12 protein-coding genes are annotated in these 15,409 nt (G+C 52.3%); all 12 read left to right on the top strand.

Going from position 1 to position 15,409, the window contains the following annotated elements; genetic code table 11:
* Positions 1–2,080: 2,080 nt before the first annotated feature.
* The gene (locus tag OHL21_RS21255) at positions 2,081–3,583 is read left to right on the top strand and encodes a hypothetical protein (RefSeq protein WP_263419315.1); all 1,503 of its coding nucleotides are present in this window, start codon (positions 2,081–2,083) and stop codon (positions 3,581–3,583) included.
* A 522-nt stretch (positions 3,584–4,105) separates the two neighbouring features.
* Positions 4,106–5,359: an ImmA/IrrE family metallo-endopeptidase gene (locus tag OHL21_RS21250; RefSeq protein ID WP_263419314.1), complete on the top strand. Its 1,254-nt coding sequence runs from the start codon at positions 4,106–4,108 to the stop codon at positions 5,357–5,359.
* A gap of 2 nt (positions 5,360–5,361) precedes the next feature.
* Entirely contained in the window at positions 5,362–5,850 is a 489-nt protein-coding gene (locus OHL21_RS21245; protein WP_263419313.1) for a DUF4411 family protein, read from the top strand.
* Positions 5,851–6,205: 355 nt separating this feature from the next.
* A complete protein-coding gene (locus tag OHL21_RS21240) occupies positions 6,206–8,101 on the top strand; it encodes an AAA family ATPase (RefSeq protein WP_263419312.1) in 1,896 nt (631 codons plus the stop codon).
* On the top strand, positions 8,091–9,218 hold the full coding sequence (locus tag OHL21_RS21235) for a sensor histidine kinase (RefSeq protein WP_263419311.1): 1,128 nt from the start codon (positions 8,091–8,093) through the stop codon (positions 9,216–9,218). Before OHL21_RS21240 ends, OHL21_RS21235 begins: the two co-directional genes overlap by 11 nt.
* The gene (locus OHL21_RS21230) at positions 9,215–10,138 is read left to right on the top strand and encodes a response regulator (protein ID WP_263419310.1); all 924 of its coding nucleotides are present in this window, start codon (positions 9,215–9,217) and stop codon (positions 10,136–10,138) included. Before OHL21_RS21235 ends, OHL21_RS21230 begins: the two co-directional genes overlap by 4 nt.
* A 97-nt stretch (positions 10,139–10,235) precedes the next feature.
* A complete protein-coding gene (locus tag OHL21_RS24610; protein WP_399259080.1) occupies positions 10,236–10,529 on the top strand; it encodes a DUF3892 domain-containing protein in 294 nt (97 codons plus the stop codon).
* A gap of 327 nt (positions 10,530–10,856) precedes the next feature.
* The gene (locus OHL21_RS21225) at positions 10,857–11,075 is read left to right on the top strand and encodes a hypothetical protein (RefSeq protein ID WP_263419309.1); all 219 of its coding nucleotides are present in this window, start codon (positions 10,857–10,859) and stop codon (positions 11,073–11,075) included.
* Between the two features lie 190 nt (positions 11,076–11,265).
* A complete protein-coding gene (locus OHL21_RS24605; RefSeq protein ID WP_399259077.1) occupies positions 11,266–11,613 on the top strand; it encodes a DUF4236 domain-containing protein in 348 nt (115 codons plus the stop codon).
* A 9-nt stretch (positions 11,614–11,622) separates the two neighbouring features.
* Positions 11,623–12,300, top strand: coding sequence for a vWA domain-containing protein (locus OHL21_RS21220; RefSeq protein WP_263419308.1), 678 nt, complete (start codon positions 11,623–11,625; stop codon positions 12,298–12,300).
* Positions 12,198–13,061, top strand: coding sequence for a PP2C family serine/threonine-protein phosphatase (locus OHL21_RS21215; protein WP_317889998.1), 864 nt, complete (start codon positions 12,198–12,200; stop codon positions 13,059–13,061). Before OHL21_RS21220 ends, OHL21_RS21215 begins: the two co-directional genes overlap by 103 nt.
* Positions 13,058–15,028 (top strand): helix-hairpin-helix domain-containing protein, encoded by a 1,971-nt coding sequence (locus tag OHL21_RS21210; protein WP_263419306.1) that lies wholly within the window; start codon positions 13,058–13,060, stop codon positions 15,026–15,028. Before OHL21_RS21215 ends, OHL21_RS21210 begins: the two co-directional genes overlap by 4 nt.
* The last annotated feature ends 381 nt before the right edge of the window (positions 15,029–15,409 follow it).

Raw genomic sequence — 15,409 nt, 5'->3', positions numbered from 1 at the left:
GAAGATGCGGGGCTGAGGCCCGCTCTGAAAACGATGCCAGAGCTTGGCACCTCGGTCAATGATTGTTTTAGGAAAGCTGTCACCGGATAAGAATGGAATTGTTGCCGGGTATCAAGAGCGGCGGAGAAGGATCGCATTCCGGTTAGATGTGTCTGTTGACGATCGAAGTGTTTCCGATCTCGCTTCCCTTGCATTGAGTTCGTGGTAACGGAACTCAATGCAAAGCCATCCTTCACACGGTAACTCCTATAGTCAGGTTTCGGGGATGCGAGAGGAGTGGTGATGCAGATATTGGAAGTTCAGATCGTAGCCGGTAACCCGAACTGTGTCGCACGACAACACTATAGGAAGACGATGCGATTCGGGAAGCGGAAGATCGCTCGCCTATGTTGAGTTTTAGGTTACTGCTCTGGATCGATGCGCAGCCCGCTAGTCGAGGGAATGCTGCGTGGTGTCTGGCGAAGTAAGAGCAATCTATGAGCTATTTCAGTTTCACTTGGTTGCGCTGGAAAGGCTGCGGCTGGCCGTGGTTGTGAAGGCGAACTAGAGCCGTGTCAGTGCTTTCATCATAGTCAACTACATCACCGAAGACTTCTATCCCGCCGTCCCATGACGCGAACAATTTCGCCCTTTTTGGGGATGTAAGGCGTGTTGTCTCTCCTGCTGGGCTGGTAAGAAACAGCCTATCACTGCGAGTGTGGGATATGAGTGTGGAAAGAAACTCAACCAACCCAATTGAGATAGGCCGCCTTATCGTCCGAGATTTCCCAATGCATGAAATGTTCATGCTGCTTTTGAGGTTGACGCAGTAGGCCTCACTCCAGAATGGGTTTCCAATTTCTTTGCTCGTGATCCAAGGTCTGAAGCAAAAACATCCCGGGCGTGATATTCCCTGCGTGCAGTTGCCCCTTGCTTGTCTGATGGAATGATAGCTATCTGGTACCACTCAGGTGTATCCGGCCATATCGGATGTTTGAGGGTATCGATCATCACAGTGAAAAGTCGGGCCATAGCGCATCTCCGGTAATTCAATGTGGGGAGGTGCCGCCCAGCATAACAGAAATAGATTGCATCCAAGTGTTCAAAACTTGGCCGATGCGGCAGGGCGTATGGAATCACGGCCAGCGCGATTACACCCATACGTTCCCGTTTCGGGTCTGCCGCATCACGCTTGAACCTAGCCTTTCGCCGGTGTCAGGCGTTCGATCGGGAAGCAGGGCCAAGTGAGGTGGCATCCTCCACCGAAACGTTGGCAAAACGCCCATCTTCAGAGATCCACTCGATACAACGACGCCTTTGGTCCCGTCCCGATGACCCCGATCGTCGCGCTGGAACTTGGGATGCCTCTTGGGTTCCGGATTCTGAGCCCTCTTTGGCATGGCCGCATCAGTTGGGGCCAAGACTGTACCACTTTAGATGGCATCGACGCACTGGGCGCCAGAATGCTCTGCTGGAGCGTGGGCGGCGGCTGCATATTTCCGCAAAAAAAAGCGGCGCCATCCATACGCATGCGCAATGGCGGAGCGGAGTAGGTCGCAGGTTCGATGAGCTCTTCCTTTTGCGCAGGATACTCAAATGCCTTCGAATAGGTATTGCGCCAAAGGGCGTCCTGAGCGACAGCTCTTATCCGCCGCGAACTGCCTCGTGCCAGAAGCTCTTCGAGTTTTTCTTCAGCGATGATATCCGATGTGAGTTCATGGTCTCGATTGAGGTGTAAGCGTTCGGTGTAGGCCGTATGTACATACATAGCGGCTGAGTTGGGTATGTAGTTATGTCTGAGATGGCAGTTGAGGTGGGGGGCTTGGTGGACCCTCCTCGCCATCGGCGTAGCGCAGAGGAACGTCTTCTCTACCACGCGAAGAGTAAGCGGCGGAGATAGGCAAGCATTGTGCCCCACACGAGCCTCGCATGCGCATGCCACACGCAGGTCCGCATCGAGTTGACGGCGCAACAGCAATATGGAATTCTGCCGCTAGTTGATATTGGTCAAGGAACCCTGGGAAAAGCTATCCATTCCTCGCCGTAGTCCTTGATTTCGTTGCAAAATTCTGCTTAACCACCTAAGGAGGGCAATCCATCCGTGCGCTCGTACAATCCGTTATCATTTCCCGCCGATCTTCCTCAAATATCGATGCTGATAACCCTCTTGGTGCTTGTCTCTTCGGCAACGCTAACGGGGCATGCACAGGTCGGTCCTGAAGCACCGATCAAGCTGAATACGCTGTGGGAGATGCAACTCGGCACTGACTATACAAGCACAACGGACCCCGCTGAACGAAACTTGCATCCTTACGTTGGGATCTTCTATGTCCTGTCGGGAACAAGTGACAGTGCCAACAATTCCATTCCAGGAGTTGTGCCCTTATATCGCCTCCTTAACTCCTCAAAGACCGATCATATGGATTCTCCAGTCGCGGGGGAGGGCGGATACGATACGGAGGGAAGCATCGGATATATGTGGAGTAACGGTTCAGCTAAACCTGGACTCTCTCCTCTAACTCGCTTCTATGACAATCAACCGCAATCAGCCAATGCGGGGGATCATGCGACAGGCATCGATGAATCTCCCATCGCCCATCCTCAGTCCTTTCCGTATTATGCGCTCGAGGGCGCTCTTGGGTTCGGTTATGCTCGCTACCCAGGCACTGATCTTTCGCTCGCGTCAGTCCAAGGCGGCGGCGTCGAGGCGAAATCAAATGCTGCCACAGGCTGCGCAGTCTGGGAATGGTGGTGGAACGGAATTCAATTTATCAACGATTACGATTATGGGCGACAGTTGGCCAGCGCAGCCTACTATCCGGGAGGAGGAGCACCAGTGCTGAACAGCCTTCAGGAGACGGGCGACAAATATGGGTTTGGGCACCCTGATGTGTTAAACCGGGATACGGCTCACCCATCACCCTGCATATCACTGAACACGTCAGGCAACACACAGTCGAGCGCTGCCGTTCCTTTGGATTGGATACCCTCGAACTTTGGAGGCGGAATTGATAATCCTGTGATCTATCCGGATATGACTCTCGGAAAGACCCTCACCTTGGACTGGATCGGTCCGGACGGAATAGATCGCAATTGGCCAGTCGGTCTTTATCAGGTTGTCATCACTTCACCGCCATCGATGAGCGGCGATTTTACGGTGGAAGCACCAACTGCTTACCTCAATCCTCAGTTCAATAGTTACTTTTACTACACGGCCAGTTCTCAGACCTTTACGCAGGTTTCGACCTCGAGTATTCATGCCTTAAGCGATACAACGGGCTATCAAGTACCGGGAGCCGGTACGGGGCCGCAAGCGGTGATTCTCGCGGCCGGTACCGATCCAACTTCGCCTGCGATGGGAGTGTTCATCAACTCACCAAATGCAGGATTCGTCTTCTATGACGAGTCGACCGGAGGGTGCACGGATTCGCTGTCGAACGTGACCTGCCAATACCAGAGTAACTTTGCTAAATGGGGAGTTAACTATTTTTCTACGATCACGCCGAGCCCGTGGACCTTCAAGACCTGGATCATGACAGATACGCTACAAAACGTAGAAGCTTACATCAATCAGCTCAATTCGTGGAAAGTAACCTCTCGCTAGATCACAAAAGCCTTTGGGAGCGATGCAGATACGGGGGCGCTTTCGATGGCAAGGGCGAAACAAAGTAAGCGTGTGGTCTGCCTTCCAATTACCCCACAAGTTGAGTTCCGAGCAAGATCCCGGTTGGATGTCGGCAGTAGTGAGAGACTTCTCGGAAAAGCTTCCGCTGGGACGCTGAAAGATGGTTAACTGGCCCCTGCCCACAACTGCTCTGCGGCGATAACAGGGGATTTCCGCTAAGCTGTTTGGAATGTTTGGCGTCCGGAGGGGATTCGAATCGTACTATCGCGGTGAAAGGGACCCAAGCTGCCGTAACCCATTGAAATCATTGGGCACGGTTGGCGCTCTACGGCAGTTTCGGGGCCCTGAGGAAGCTTTATTGAACCCTTATTGAACCCACGTTCGTGCCTTTCACGACGTGGGTTCGGTCCTCGGCAGGCCGGCGTTCGCGATGCACTAACGCTGAAGAACGAAGGCTTCATATACTGGTTTTGACGGTACGGCTAGGTCCGGCGAATCGATATGCGTCTTGAGGAACAGGTCAATCCGGCGATCCTTGTCTGGGCACGCGAGTCTGCGGGCCTGGATGTGCAAGACGCTGCCAAAAAGCTGGCGCTTGGCGATTCGAAGGAAGCGAGCGGAACGGACAAGCTTCTCGAACTGGAGCGCGGTGCTCGGCGCCCTACCCGAACGCAGCTCAATAAGATTGCGAAGACCTACCGCCGTCCCCTCCTTACCTTCTATATGGCTACGCCTCCAAAGAAAGCTCCACGGGGCGAGGACTTCCGTTCGACAGGCAGTGATGTGAGCACGAGAGATAATGCTCTTCTCGATGCGCTTCTCCGAGATCTCAAGGCTCGTCAAGAAATTGTCCGAGACCTGCTTGAAGACCTAGACGAAGCGACTCCCAAGTCGTTCGTGGGTTCTTTCCGTCTCGCGGATGGAGAGCAGTCGGTGGCGGATCAAGTGTCTGCTCTTCTTGATATTCCTAGGGTTCGTTCGAACTGGGGCGGCACTCCGGATGACTTTTTCAAGAAACTCCGCTCAGCGGTCGAGAAGATCGGTGTTTTTGTGCTGCTGACGGGTGATCTTGGTTCCCATCACTCCACCCTGAGCGAAGAGGTGTTCCGCGGATTCGCCGTGGCCGATCCGATCGCCCCATTCATTGTCATCAATGACCACGACGCGCGTACTGCTCGCTCGTTCACTCTTATCCATGAACTCGTCCATATCTTTCTGGGAGAGACGGGAGTGAGCGGCACCCCGGAGTCTATCCGCGACAATTCTGATGTCGGACGTATCGAGCAATTTTGCAACGACGTCGCAGGGCTTGTACTGCTGCCATCGAGCTTTGCGGACCGGCGGCCCACCGAACTGAACAATGGAGCGACTGCAGCTACCCGGTATATCGAGTCAATAGCAAAGACTTGGCTGGTGAGCGAACCGCTTGTTGCCTTTCGACTAAAACGCCTTGGCTGGATTTCAACCGGGACGTACCGGGAACTAGCGACCATCTATGCCCAACGGTGGGCATCCGTCAAGGAAAGTACGCGCGCGGCGAATCAACTTAAAGAAGGTGGTCCTAGCTATTACGTTGTCAAGCAGAGTCGGCTTGGCGAAGCGCTGGTGGATGTTGTACGCCGGACGCTCCGGGAAAATCGCCTGACACACACGCGGGCCGCGAAAGTCCTTGGAGTGAAGCCATCATCTGTTGAGCCGCTAATTCGACGCTATGAGAAGTCGTCCCCAGGACTCGCCACAATGGGGGCTCGCTAGTCTTGCTCTATCTGCTCGATGCGAACGTGCTAATTCGCGCTCATGAAGATTACTATCCGATCGATAGAATTCCTCAATTTTGGACTTGGCTCCAAGCACAGGGGGACAGCGGCGTCGTCAAGATTCCTTATGAGATTTACAACGAGATTGCTGTGTCGATCGGCCCACTCCACGATTGGCTTACAGATGCGAATGTTTCCGCGAGTATGCTGCTTCAAGAGCAAACCAACCCTGTCCATCTCAACCTTGTAATTGCCCAGGGATACGCACCCGACCTGAACGATTCTGAAATCGAGGAGATCGGACAAGATCCGTTCCTGATTGCATATGCCTATGCGGACCCAAGTGCAATCACTGTGGTCTCGCGGGAAGTATCAGCTCCAAGCAAGCAACGCGCAAATCGTCGGGTACCCGATGTTTGCAAAGCCTTCGGAGTTCGCTGCATCACCGACTTTGAATTCCTGCGCGAACTCAATTTTAAGATTGTGTGATCTCTTTGTAGGCGCGCACTTACCGCACTTCCCGATTTGGGGAGACACCTGTATCCTCAACGAAGGTCTCCCCCTGCTCCTTGGAGGGCAGGAAGCGAAGCCGATCCATAGGGGTCGGCTTCAGTGCTTAAGTCTCAAAACGACTTGGTTCCAAATGGATTCGAAACATGAGGGCAGATCATGACTTGTTTTCCGCCCGGACGCGAGCAGCTCTGGAAGCCGATGGGCGGCCCCATGTAATCGCCCGAACCGCTTAGTATCCATACTATCTAGCACCAGGCCAATCTCATTCGAGAGAAATGTTGGTATCGAGTGTGACCTAGGGTACACTTTCCTCGCCAATCGTTTGCTTTTTATGAAGACAAAGATCCAAAAGCAACCCGCCCATCATTTAGTTCTTAGCCTTGGTGTAACTGGCGGTTTCTTGGCAGGCATAAACTTAGAGTTCGCGGACGGCCTGAACTGTCTAATAGGAGGCCGTGGCGCGGGAAAAACAACTGCACTGGAGTTCCTTCGGTTCGGTCTTGGGCTCATGCCAGATCCAAAAATAAATTTGCAGCGGTATCGTGCAATCGATACTTTGGTGAAATCTAATCTCGGAAATGGACGCCTTGCGATTGAGCTCCGCACCAAGACAGACATGCGATATACAGCCGGCCGAGGGGCCCATGAGACCGTACAAGTCTTAAATGAAGTGGGTAAGGCAGTTCCGATTTCTCTCGACCGGGATCAGATATTCTCCGCGGACGTTTTCAGCCAGAATGAAATAGAGGAAATCGCTTCCAGTCCACTAGCACAATTGGAACTTCTCGATCGTTTTCAAGAGCAAGAGACCATCGCTATCAACCGGCAATTAGAGCAAGTGCAGCTTCAACTCAATCAGTCCACTGCGGACCTTCGTCGCGTTGACCTAGAGATAGATGATGCACGTGTTAAGGCATCAGAGCTGCCCGTACTTCAAGAAAAGCTAAAGGGGCTTGCAGAGCTTGCCGGCCCTGATGCCAACAAAATTAATGTGGCACATGCAGCGAAGACACAACGTTCCCGTGAGGAAAAGGTTCCTGAGCTCATCATGCTCTCCCTTCAAAAACTTCTTCGCGATATCGCAGCGAGCCAATCTTCTTTCCAGACGGGTGTGGAGGCTCAACTTGACTTCCAGAGTCTACATGGTGCGAACGCGGCACTCTTTAGCGGCGTTCAAACCGACATTAGATCCTTCGTGAATGACATCGCGACGGCAATAGGATCAATTGGAGAGAAGGCTAGAGTACTTGAGGCGGCCATAAGGACACACGCGATCAAACTCGCGGAACAACATGCTGTTCAAGAAGCGGAGTACCGCACTATTGTTGCAGCTTCTGAGGAGCAAGGAGAACGTGCCGCGGAAAGAGTAGCTTTGCAAACGGCACTCGCCAATGCAGACTCTGCGTTGCGTGAGCAACTTGGAAAAGAGCGGCAGCGTGCGGATTTAGTTACGATTCGCGTTGAGTTGTTGAAACGGGCATCAGAATTGAGGGATCAACGATTTGCCCTTAGGAAGCAGATAGCAGAGCGTCTATCTAGCCAGTTCCCTAGCATTCGCGTCACTGTCGAGCAGTCGGCCGATCTGGAGGAATATCAAGAACTCGTCACAGAGGCACTCAAGGGGATTGGCGTAAAACAGGGTCCGGTCGCCGATAGACTGTGTCCGATATTTTTGCCAGAGGAGTTGGCGACTGTGATCGCCAATGAGGATCTCAGCCTCCTGATCCAAAGATCTGGCTTTGAAGAGGATCGTTCCAAAAAAATCTTGAATGCATTACGCAATGGTGGAACTCACTACACCATTGAGACAGTCGCTCTAGAAGACCGTCCCTGCATTGAACTTCTAGATGGCGAAACATTCAAGGAATCAACTCACCTCTCGACTGGCCAGAGATGTACAGCAATCCTACCGATCCTGCTAACTCAGAGTGAACGTCCGTTGTTGATCGATCAGCCTGAGGATAACCTCGATAACGCCTTCGTTTACGAAACAATTGTCCGAGCGTTAAAGGCGATCAAGGGAAGCCGCCAAGTCATTTTTGTGACACACAACCCAAACATACCTGTTCTTGGAGAGGCGGAACGAGTCTTTGTGTTTTCCTCTGACGGTCAGCACTCCACTGTAAAACAAGTTGGAACTGTGGACGAGTGCAGAGAGCAAATCGAGAGAATTCTGGAGGGTGGCCGAGAGGCATTTCTCTTAAGAAAAGCGCGTTATGGCCACTGAGGACTTTGGATTTGGTGACCTATTGTGTGCCCTGGACTCATCCGACTGGTCAGTCGCTCTGCGGGCTGTTGCCCAATCCGAGATGCGGCTAAGAAACTCCATTCTTGGAGATCCTGAAGTCGAACAGCTTGTTGCGAAGCTTTCTTCACTCGCGAGTCACTCAAAATGGGAAGTACGTAGGGCCGTTGCAAACGCTGCCGCCCATGCCCCGCATTCAGTATTCGAAGGAGTATTGGCTAGACTCGCCCTTGACGATAATCGTAGGGTAAGACAGGCCGCAGAATATGCGTCGCTCCGACGCCGCGATTCGCGGCACGCTAGCACGCTAGGAAAACAACATGAGGAACGCATCAACTCGGCTCTCGATAATATTGAGGTCCGCTTCGGCCCAATCGGTAGGGATGCCGTCAAACGCGTATCGGAGCAGATCGCTAATACATTTGCACGCGAACTATATCACGAGGTCATAAAGCTGCTCTCACCGCTTGCGATATCGGCGGAACGCCTCCAGAAACATTTACTGGAGGCTAATCTAACTGCGGAACCACTTGTCGAGGAAGCGAACCGAATTGGAAGGCGTGTAAACCAACTCCGAGCAGTTCTAGATGGGATGCGTGCATATACCGCACAGCCAGTACTTTCTTTTCGACCGGAGGTTTTACATGAACTCGTTAATGAAGCTGCTGGCCTAGCTATCGAAAGTAATAGCGATAAAACCTCCTGCGCTCCGATTGAGATTCGAGTGTCGCCATCTATTGATATTGATGCCTCACGGTCTCGCTTGGTTCAAGCTTTTACAAACATCCTGTTGAATGCAATTGAATCGTATCGGGATGTCGATTCGCTAAACCCCATTGGAGTCAGTGCGAGTGTAGAGGAGCGCCTCGTTACGATCACGGTTGATGATGCGGGATGTGGGATGTCCGCTGAAGCACAGCGTGATGCTCTAACTCTCTTTTCAACCAGTAAGTCCGATGGCACTGGATTTGGTCTGCCTCTTGCCGTAAAAATCGTCGAGTCCGAACATGGTGGAAGACTCCATATCGATAGCGTCAAAGGGCGAGGAACGAGTGTTCGTATTCTGATTCCAAAACACCGGGAGGCGGAATCTCGATGAAAAATCGTCATCTAGTCCTGATCGTTGAAGACGACGCGGAGATATCCGAAGACCTCCGAGAGATTCTCAGTTCAATTGACTGTGACAGCATTATAGTGAGCAACAAAGAAGATGCGCTGACGGAGCTTGAACAGAATTCAATCTGTCTGGTCCTTTTAGACCTGCAAATCAAGGGTGCGTCGGACGCAATTAAGGCTCATGTCGAACACGGGAAATCTCTGTTACGTAAAATTCGAGAGAAACACACCGAGCATAATGGCACTTCTTTCTGCCTCCCGATACTCGTAATCAGTGGATTCGCCCGAGAGGTGGACGATGCTGTTGAGTTAATGAAGGATAATGCGAGTGATATCGTTCAGAAACCCTTCAATAGTCAGATCGTCTCCGAACGCATACGACGAGCGTTATTCGTAAGCGGGCGTCAGACGCACGATGAATGCAAGGGGCAGCCGGCTGTTCGTCGTGCCGATTTCAAAGGTGGAGTAGTAATTTCGATTCCGGGAGACAGGGCTAAACGTAGAACTGCCATAAGACTTGGTTCTCATACGGTAATGTTGACTGACGGTGCGCTGAAAATGCTTTTGCACCTGGTGGTTGCCCAACTTAAAGCTACACAGGTGAATAAAGTCGATTTGGGGGCGACCAGTGACCAAGGGTTCAAAGGGATGTCTATTTTGAGAGACGCTTTGAAACCGATACTTGGCGATCTTGATATCATTAAGAACCACTATCACGGCAATTACAGTTTTGTCCCCAACGTCTCGATTGGGAAATGCGCAGTCGATAAATTGATGGAAATAGGTGACAGTACTATATCCGATCTTGCAAAAAAGATCCGCGATAGTTCGTCACGGCTCAAGAAACAGTCTGAAGGAAACTCTCAGAACTTTCCGACACAACGCCGCCGTCGTTCAAAGTAGCCCTTATCAATAGACTCTCATCAGGAGTTATCCCGCTTGCATTAGCGCGTTGGCGGGAGACAACGGTTTAGAGGCTATCTGTGTAAGGAGCGTCAACGTGTCAATACGGATTACGTGCATCAGAAAATCGAACGGCTACCACCAGGATCCCCATCACGCGATCTCGGATCTCGGATGGATCAATGAGCAGACTAACGAAACGGGAAGGTCAACTCGCCTGGAAGTGTACGACTGGATCAAGAATAAGAACGGTGCTGCATTTGTCAGTGACGCACGAGGAAACAAGGCACGGGTTGGCACCCGTGAGCACTCGAACGGCACGAAGTTTCTCCAGACCTATGCTGACAGTGTATGGACCGACAATTTGCTCGCGTTACCTGAATGTCGATGAACATCTAAGCGGCGGAACTAAAATGCAGGAGGTTTAGTCGCTGACGTGATGATGGTATGTTCGCAATGCTCTTCCGCGTGGAGCGAGAACGCAGACAGCATATCAATTCGGGAGTGGCGATGAAAAAACGCGTTGAATTTGAGGCTCATAAGGTGGTTAAGAAACCCACCAAGGTCGCATTCAAAACCAAGAGCGGTCAGAAAGTACGCTTTACCGCCGAGAAACCAACTAAGGTTCCGGTTCATGTTTCCTTCATGGGTAGGCGGAAAGGGTAATTTAGGTAGTCCGGAGTCTATTTTGTTGTTTCGATAAAGGAGGAAGTCTCAAATGGCAAATGTGTACGTAGAAGCTCGCCCCAAAGGCCGGCCCGAAGGATCGCGGATCGATGACTATGTTGTTGAAGGTCACTCCGATAATGTTCTTGGTACGTTCAGAACGCAGAAGGAGGGGATTGACTGGGCAAAGGCGAGAGGGCATCATCCACTTGTTGCCCGCGTCCGGCACCTCAACAATAAGAAGATTCCTGATCATTGGCGTTCAGCCTAGCTAGGGAACGACCGTACGGCATGAGCTGCATATAGGACGACTGTGGATGCGGTAACGGCACTAAGCGAGGTCTACTCGTTTAGTGCCGTTTTTTACGTTCGCCTCAGACACCGATCCTAAGTCGTTATAGCTGTGGAGTTCTAAGAAATCTGTTGCGAGACGGAATGGGGCATCTTATTGTGTTTGGTATATGGCATGGGGATTTCGAAAGAGCCTGAATTTAGGTCCGCTGCGGATCAATGCGTCCAAGAGCGGTCTCGGATACTCCTTTGGAGGCCGGGGCTTTCGGATAGGCAGAGATGCTAGGGGACGCAAATACACCTCAACGTCCATTCCTGGCACGGGACTCTATAACCGGTCGTACCTCAAGAGTACCCCGAAGGCTCCTGCCGCGCGGTATACTTTGCCTTCCCGAGGAAATTCAGCTCCATCCATCACGAAACATGTGAATTGGAGGGCGCTTCGGACTTCCGCTGCTTATTTCCTGGCGGCGACGCTGCTGTACCTACTAATCTCTTGGTTCGCTCATCTGATGTAAGGAGAAGTCATGTCGTTTGATCAAGTTCCTTTTGGAGAGAGTGTTGAATTTGCAGAAAACACTGAGCCTCGGTGCCCCTGCCTGCTTCTGCTCGACACCTCCGGCTCCATGCGTGGCAAGCCGATCGATGAACTAAATGCCGGTATTCGCCAATTTCGAGATGAACTCTTCGCCGACGAAATGGCCCAGAAAAGGGTTGAAGTGGCGATCGTGGGTTTCGGGCCGGTTCAGGTCCTCGCTGAATTTCAGACTCCCGATGTGTTCCAGCCGCCGGCGCTGCTCGCTTCAGGTGATACACCGATTGGTGCTGCCATCGAAGCCGGCTTGAACCTTCTGGATCAACGCAAACAGACCTACCGCAATAACGGCGTCACCTACTATCGCCCTTGGGTATTTCTGATCACCGATGGAGGTCCTACAGATTATTGGCAGGGCGCGGCAGAACGTGTAAAGCAAGGGGAAGTGTCAAACCATTTCTCTTTCTTTGCCGTCGGCGTCGAGGGGGCAAGAATGGATGTCCTCTCTCAGATCACGACGCGGGAACCGCTCAAGCTGCAGGAGCTTCGCTTCCGTGACCTGTTCAAATGGCTCTCCAATTCGCTCACAGCCGTTTCCAAGTCTCAGGTGGGAACGCAGGTTCCACTAGAAAACCCGACCGGTCCAAGTGGTTGGGGCGCGGTTGGATGATTGGGGACTGGAAACACGCCTCCGCATCCGTCATTGGCACATCGCACCTGAAAACGGAGGATGGCGTGTGCCAAGACGCGCACGGCTGCTCCTTCACCCAGGACATTGACCGTTTGGTATGCGTTGTTAGTGATGGAGCCGGATCCGCATCCCGTTCTGCCGACGCTTCTCGTCTCGTGTGCGAGTGGATCGCCACTCACGTTAGCCGAGCGCCCGAGGATGACGTTCATACCGAGGGATACGCTCGAAGAACCACATCGGAGTTGCGCATGGCACTTGAAGATCTGGCCGACTTCGAAGATCTTCCGCTGCGACAGTTTGCTTGTACGCTTCTCGTCGCAATTGTGGCGGATCGCGTTTGCACGTTCTGGCAACTAGGTGACGGTGCGATTTGCTTTCGCGAGGCCGAGCAAGAGGAGTACAGAGTAGCAATCTGGCCCAGCAAAGGAGAATATGCGAACACGACGTACTTTCTGACTGATCCGAACGCGTCTGAGGAACTCGAATGGGATTCGGTCGAGATGCAGGTTGCGGACATCGCCGTCTTTAGCGATGGTCTTGAGAGGCTCGCTCTGGACTTTAAGACACAGCAAGCCCACGCTAAATTTTTTAGCGGACTCTTTCCGCACCTCTATAACAAACCTTCCGGAGAGGCTACGGAGATTCAAGCACAACTAGCCCAATTTCTCGCCTCCGACCGCATCAACGCGAAGACCGACGATGACAAGACCCTTGTGCTCGCCACCCGGGAGTGCATATGAGTATCTCGATTGGCAGTACGATTTATGGGGAAAATGGTGAGAGCTATCGCCTTGCGCGTGAGATCGGTAAAGGCGGAGAGGGAGCAGTTTGGTCACTTGATAACGAGAACGGCCTTGTCGCGAAGTTCTACCATAATGGACTAAGCGAAGATGCAGTCGCCAAGCTTGCAGCGATGTGCCGACTAAGAAATGAACAACTTACCACAATTGCGGCTTGGCCAATCACCCTATTGAAGCAGTCGCGTAACGGGCGCCCAGCGGGCTTACTCATGAGGCGCATTACGGGCTTTCAATCAGTCCATCAGCTTTATGGGATGAAGAGTCGGCTAAAGCTCTTTCCCGACGCACAGTTTCCGTTTCTTCTTCATGCTGCCATCAATACAGCGCGTGCGTTTGCGACTGTTCATGACTGCGGACAGGTCATTGGCGATGTTAACCATAGCAACCTGATGATCTCGCAGAATGCAACGGTCGCGCTTATCGATTGCGACAGCTTCCAGATCACCGAGGGGAGCAAAGAGTACATCTGCCCAGTGGGGGTTCCCGAGTTCACTCCGCCCGAACTGCAGGGAGGAAGCTTTGGTGCACAAATTAGAACCTCGCAGCATGATGCCTTCGGCCTCAGCGTGCTCATCTTCTATCTTCTGTTCCTCGGGCGCCATCCATTCATGGGCATGTATGACCGAATTAAAGATGAGATGCTTTCCCTAGATCAGGCCATTGGTCGGTACGCCTTTCCATATGGCTTAGACCCCGGTTCTCCGGAGGTCAAACTACCCTCGTTTGTGCCGCGGTTGAGTGACTACCCGACTTCCATTGGCGCTTTGTTCAGGCAGGCATTCACGCGAGAGGCTGTCCTCCACGGTAGACCAAGGGCTGCGACGTGGGTGGAAGCTCTCTCTTCACTATCAAAAAATCTTCGACAGTGCCAAGGTAACCCGAACCATCACTACTTCAGTGGTCTCAAAGATTGTCCATGGTGTCGTATGGAAGGGGTCCTTGGCACGCCCATTTTTGGTATCAAGGTTGCGATTACAGTCAATGCAGCTGGATTCAATCTCTTGGCGGTATGGAGTGAGATCGAGTTGGTTAAAGCCATACCCGAACCGATCACGCTTCCTGACGTCACCCAAATGCAGCGTTCCCTTGCGCCTGAGTCGGCTCTTCCAGGCCTTGCCGCGTCGCGCCGTAAATTCCGCTTAATCGCACTCGCGGTGGCAATTCTCCCAGCGATCATTGCCTTTCTGACGCTTATCCCATTTGCGGCTATTTGTGTAATCGTGGCCTCGCTCTTTGCAAGCAAGAAACTCTGGGTGAAGGGACATACGTTTGTGGTGCGGTTTTATGAAACACAGAAGTTGGTAGATGAGCGGTATCGTTCTATCGACTTAAGTTTCAAGGAAGCCTCGAATATTCCGAAAGAATTCGGGGACGAGCGGAAGAAGCTTGAGCATGCGAAAGTTGCATACCAAGGCCTGGAGCCTGAAAAGGCGAGTCGCTTGGCGCAACTCCAGGCAGCGCGGGAGAGGAAGCAGCGACAGCACTTCCTCGAAAAATTTCGCATCGAAGATGAGACCATCGCGGGTATCGGAACAAAATTCAAGGCGCTGCTCAAGCTCTGGAATATCGAAGACGCGTGGGACGTCGATCCTGTTGTGATTTCCGGAATCAAGGGCTTCGGTCCAGTGAAGATCAACACAATGGTTGCATGGCGACAAAGCAAGGAGAAATTGTTCCGTTTCGACCCGAGCCAACCGATTGATCCACGCGATATCCATACTTTGGAACAGGAATTTGCGCAGAAACGACAGACACTACAAAACACATTGCGCTCTGGACCCGAAGCCTTGCGGCAAAGGAGAGGGGTGTGGCTCGCGAGGCGGCGGCAGATCGCTTCCCAGATGCATCAGGTCGCATCTGAGTTGGCGCAAGCGAACGTCAATCGTAATGCGTTGAAAGGATTCTAGAGACCCCGAATTTATAACAAGCCATGGCGCGGCGGATCCGCCTCGTATCAAGGCCGGAAGAGGATTGCAGGGAGAAACCTTGGCGGTTTTTCCCGCCGCGAATAAACGAAGCGAAGGACGGCAGATCTGCCGCTTTCGATAACGCTATCCCTTGGGTGGATCTCTAATCGGTACTGCTTCCGCTGCAATCTTAAAAAAATCTTGACAGGCTAAATGTCCACTCCCATAATCGGTTTGCTGATTCCCTTGGTCCCCCGATGTGCTTGTAGATATTAGCTAGCATAGCTGATCTGCCTTCTCTCCCTGTCCGCTTCCAATTCTTCGGCCTCCGGGCCGACTCGCTCTTGTAACGTATTTCTCGCGCAAGAGTGTACCAAATTG

The organism is Terriglobus albidus, from assembly GCF_025685425.1.
GTDB classification, from domain to species: Bacteria; Acidobacteriota; Terriglobia; order Terriglobales; family Acidobacteriaceae; genus Terriglobus; species Terriglobus albidus.
The sequence above is the reverse complement of the archived record's forward strand: the minus strand, read 5'-3'. Positions and strand labels throughout refer to the sequence as shown.

What these genes read in the sequence shown, in the direction of transcription:
- OHL21_RS21250 (WP_263419314.1), top strand. Translation starts at nt 4,106, where the DNA reads ATGCGTCTTGAGGAACAGGTCAATCCGGCGATCCTTGTCTGGGCACGC.
- OHL21_RS21225 (WP_263419309.1), top strand. Translation starts at nt 10,857, where the DNA reads ATGGCAAATGTGTACGTAGAAGCTCGCCCCAAAGGCCGGCCCGAAGGA.
- OHL21_RS21235 (WP_263419311.1), top strand. Translation starts at nt 8,091, where the DNA reads ATGGCCACTGAGGACTTTGGATTTGGTGACCTATTGTGTGCCCTGGAC.
- OHL21_RS24605 (WP_399259077.1), top strand. Translation starts at nt 11,266, where the DNA reads ATGGCATGGGGATTTCGAAAGAGCCTGAATTTAGGTCCGCTGCGGATC.
- OHL21_RS21240 (WP_263419312.1), top strand. Translation starts at nt 6,206, where the DNA reads ATGAAGACAAAGATCCAAAAGCAACCCGCCCATCATTTAGTTCTTAGC.
- OHL21_RS21210 (WP_263419306.1), top strand. Translation starts at nt 13,058, where the DNA reads ATGAGTATCTCGATTGGCAGTACGATTTATGGGGAAAATGGTGAGAGC.
- OHL21_RS21230 (WP_263419310.1), top strand. Translation starts at nt 9,215, where the DNA reads ATGAAAAATCGTCATCTAGTCCTGATCGTTGAAGACGACGCGGAGATA.
- OHL21_RS21215 (WP_317889998.1), top strand. Translation starts at nt 12,198, where the DNA reads ATGGCTCTCCAATTCGCTCACAGCCGTTTCCAAGTCTCAGGTGGGAAC.
- OHL21_RS21220 (WP_263419308.1), top strand. Translation starts at nt 11,623, where the DNA reads ATGTCGTTTGATCAAGTTCCTTTTGGAGAGAGTGTTGAATTTGCAGAA.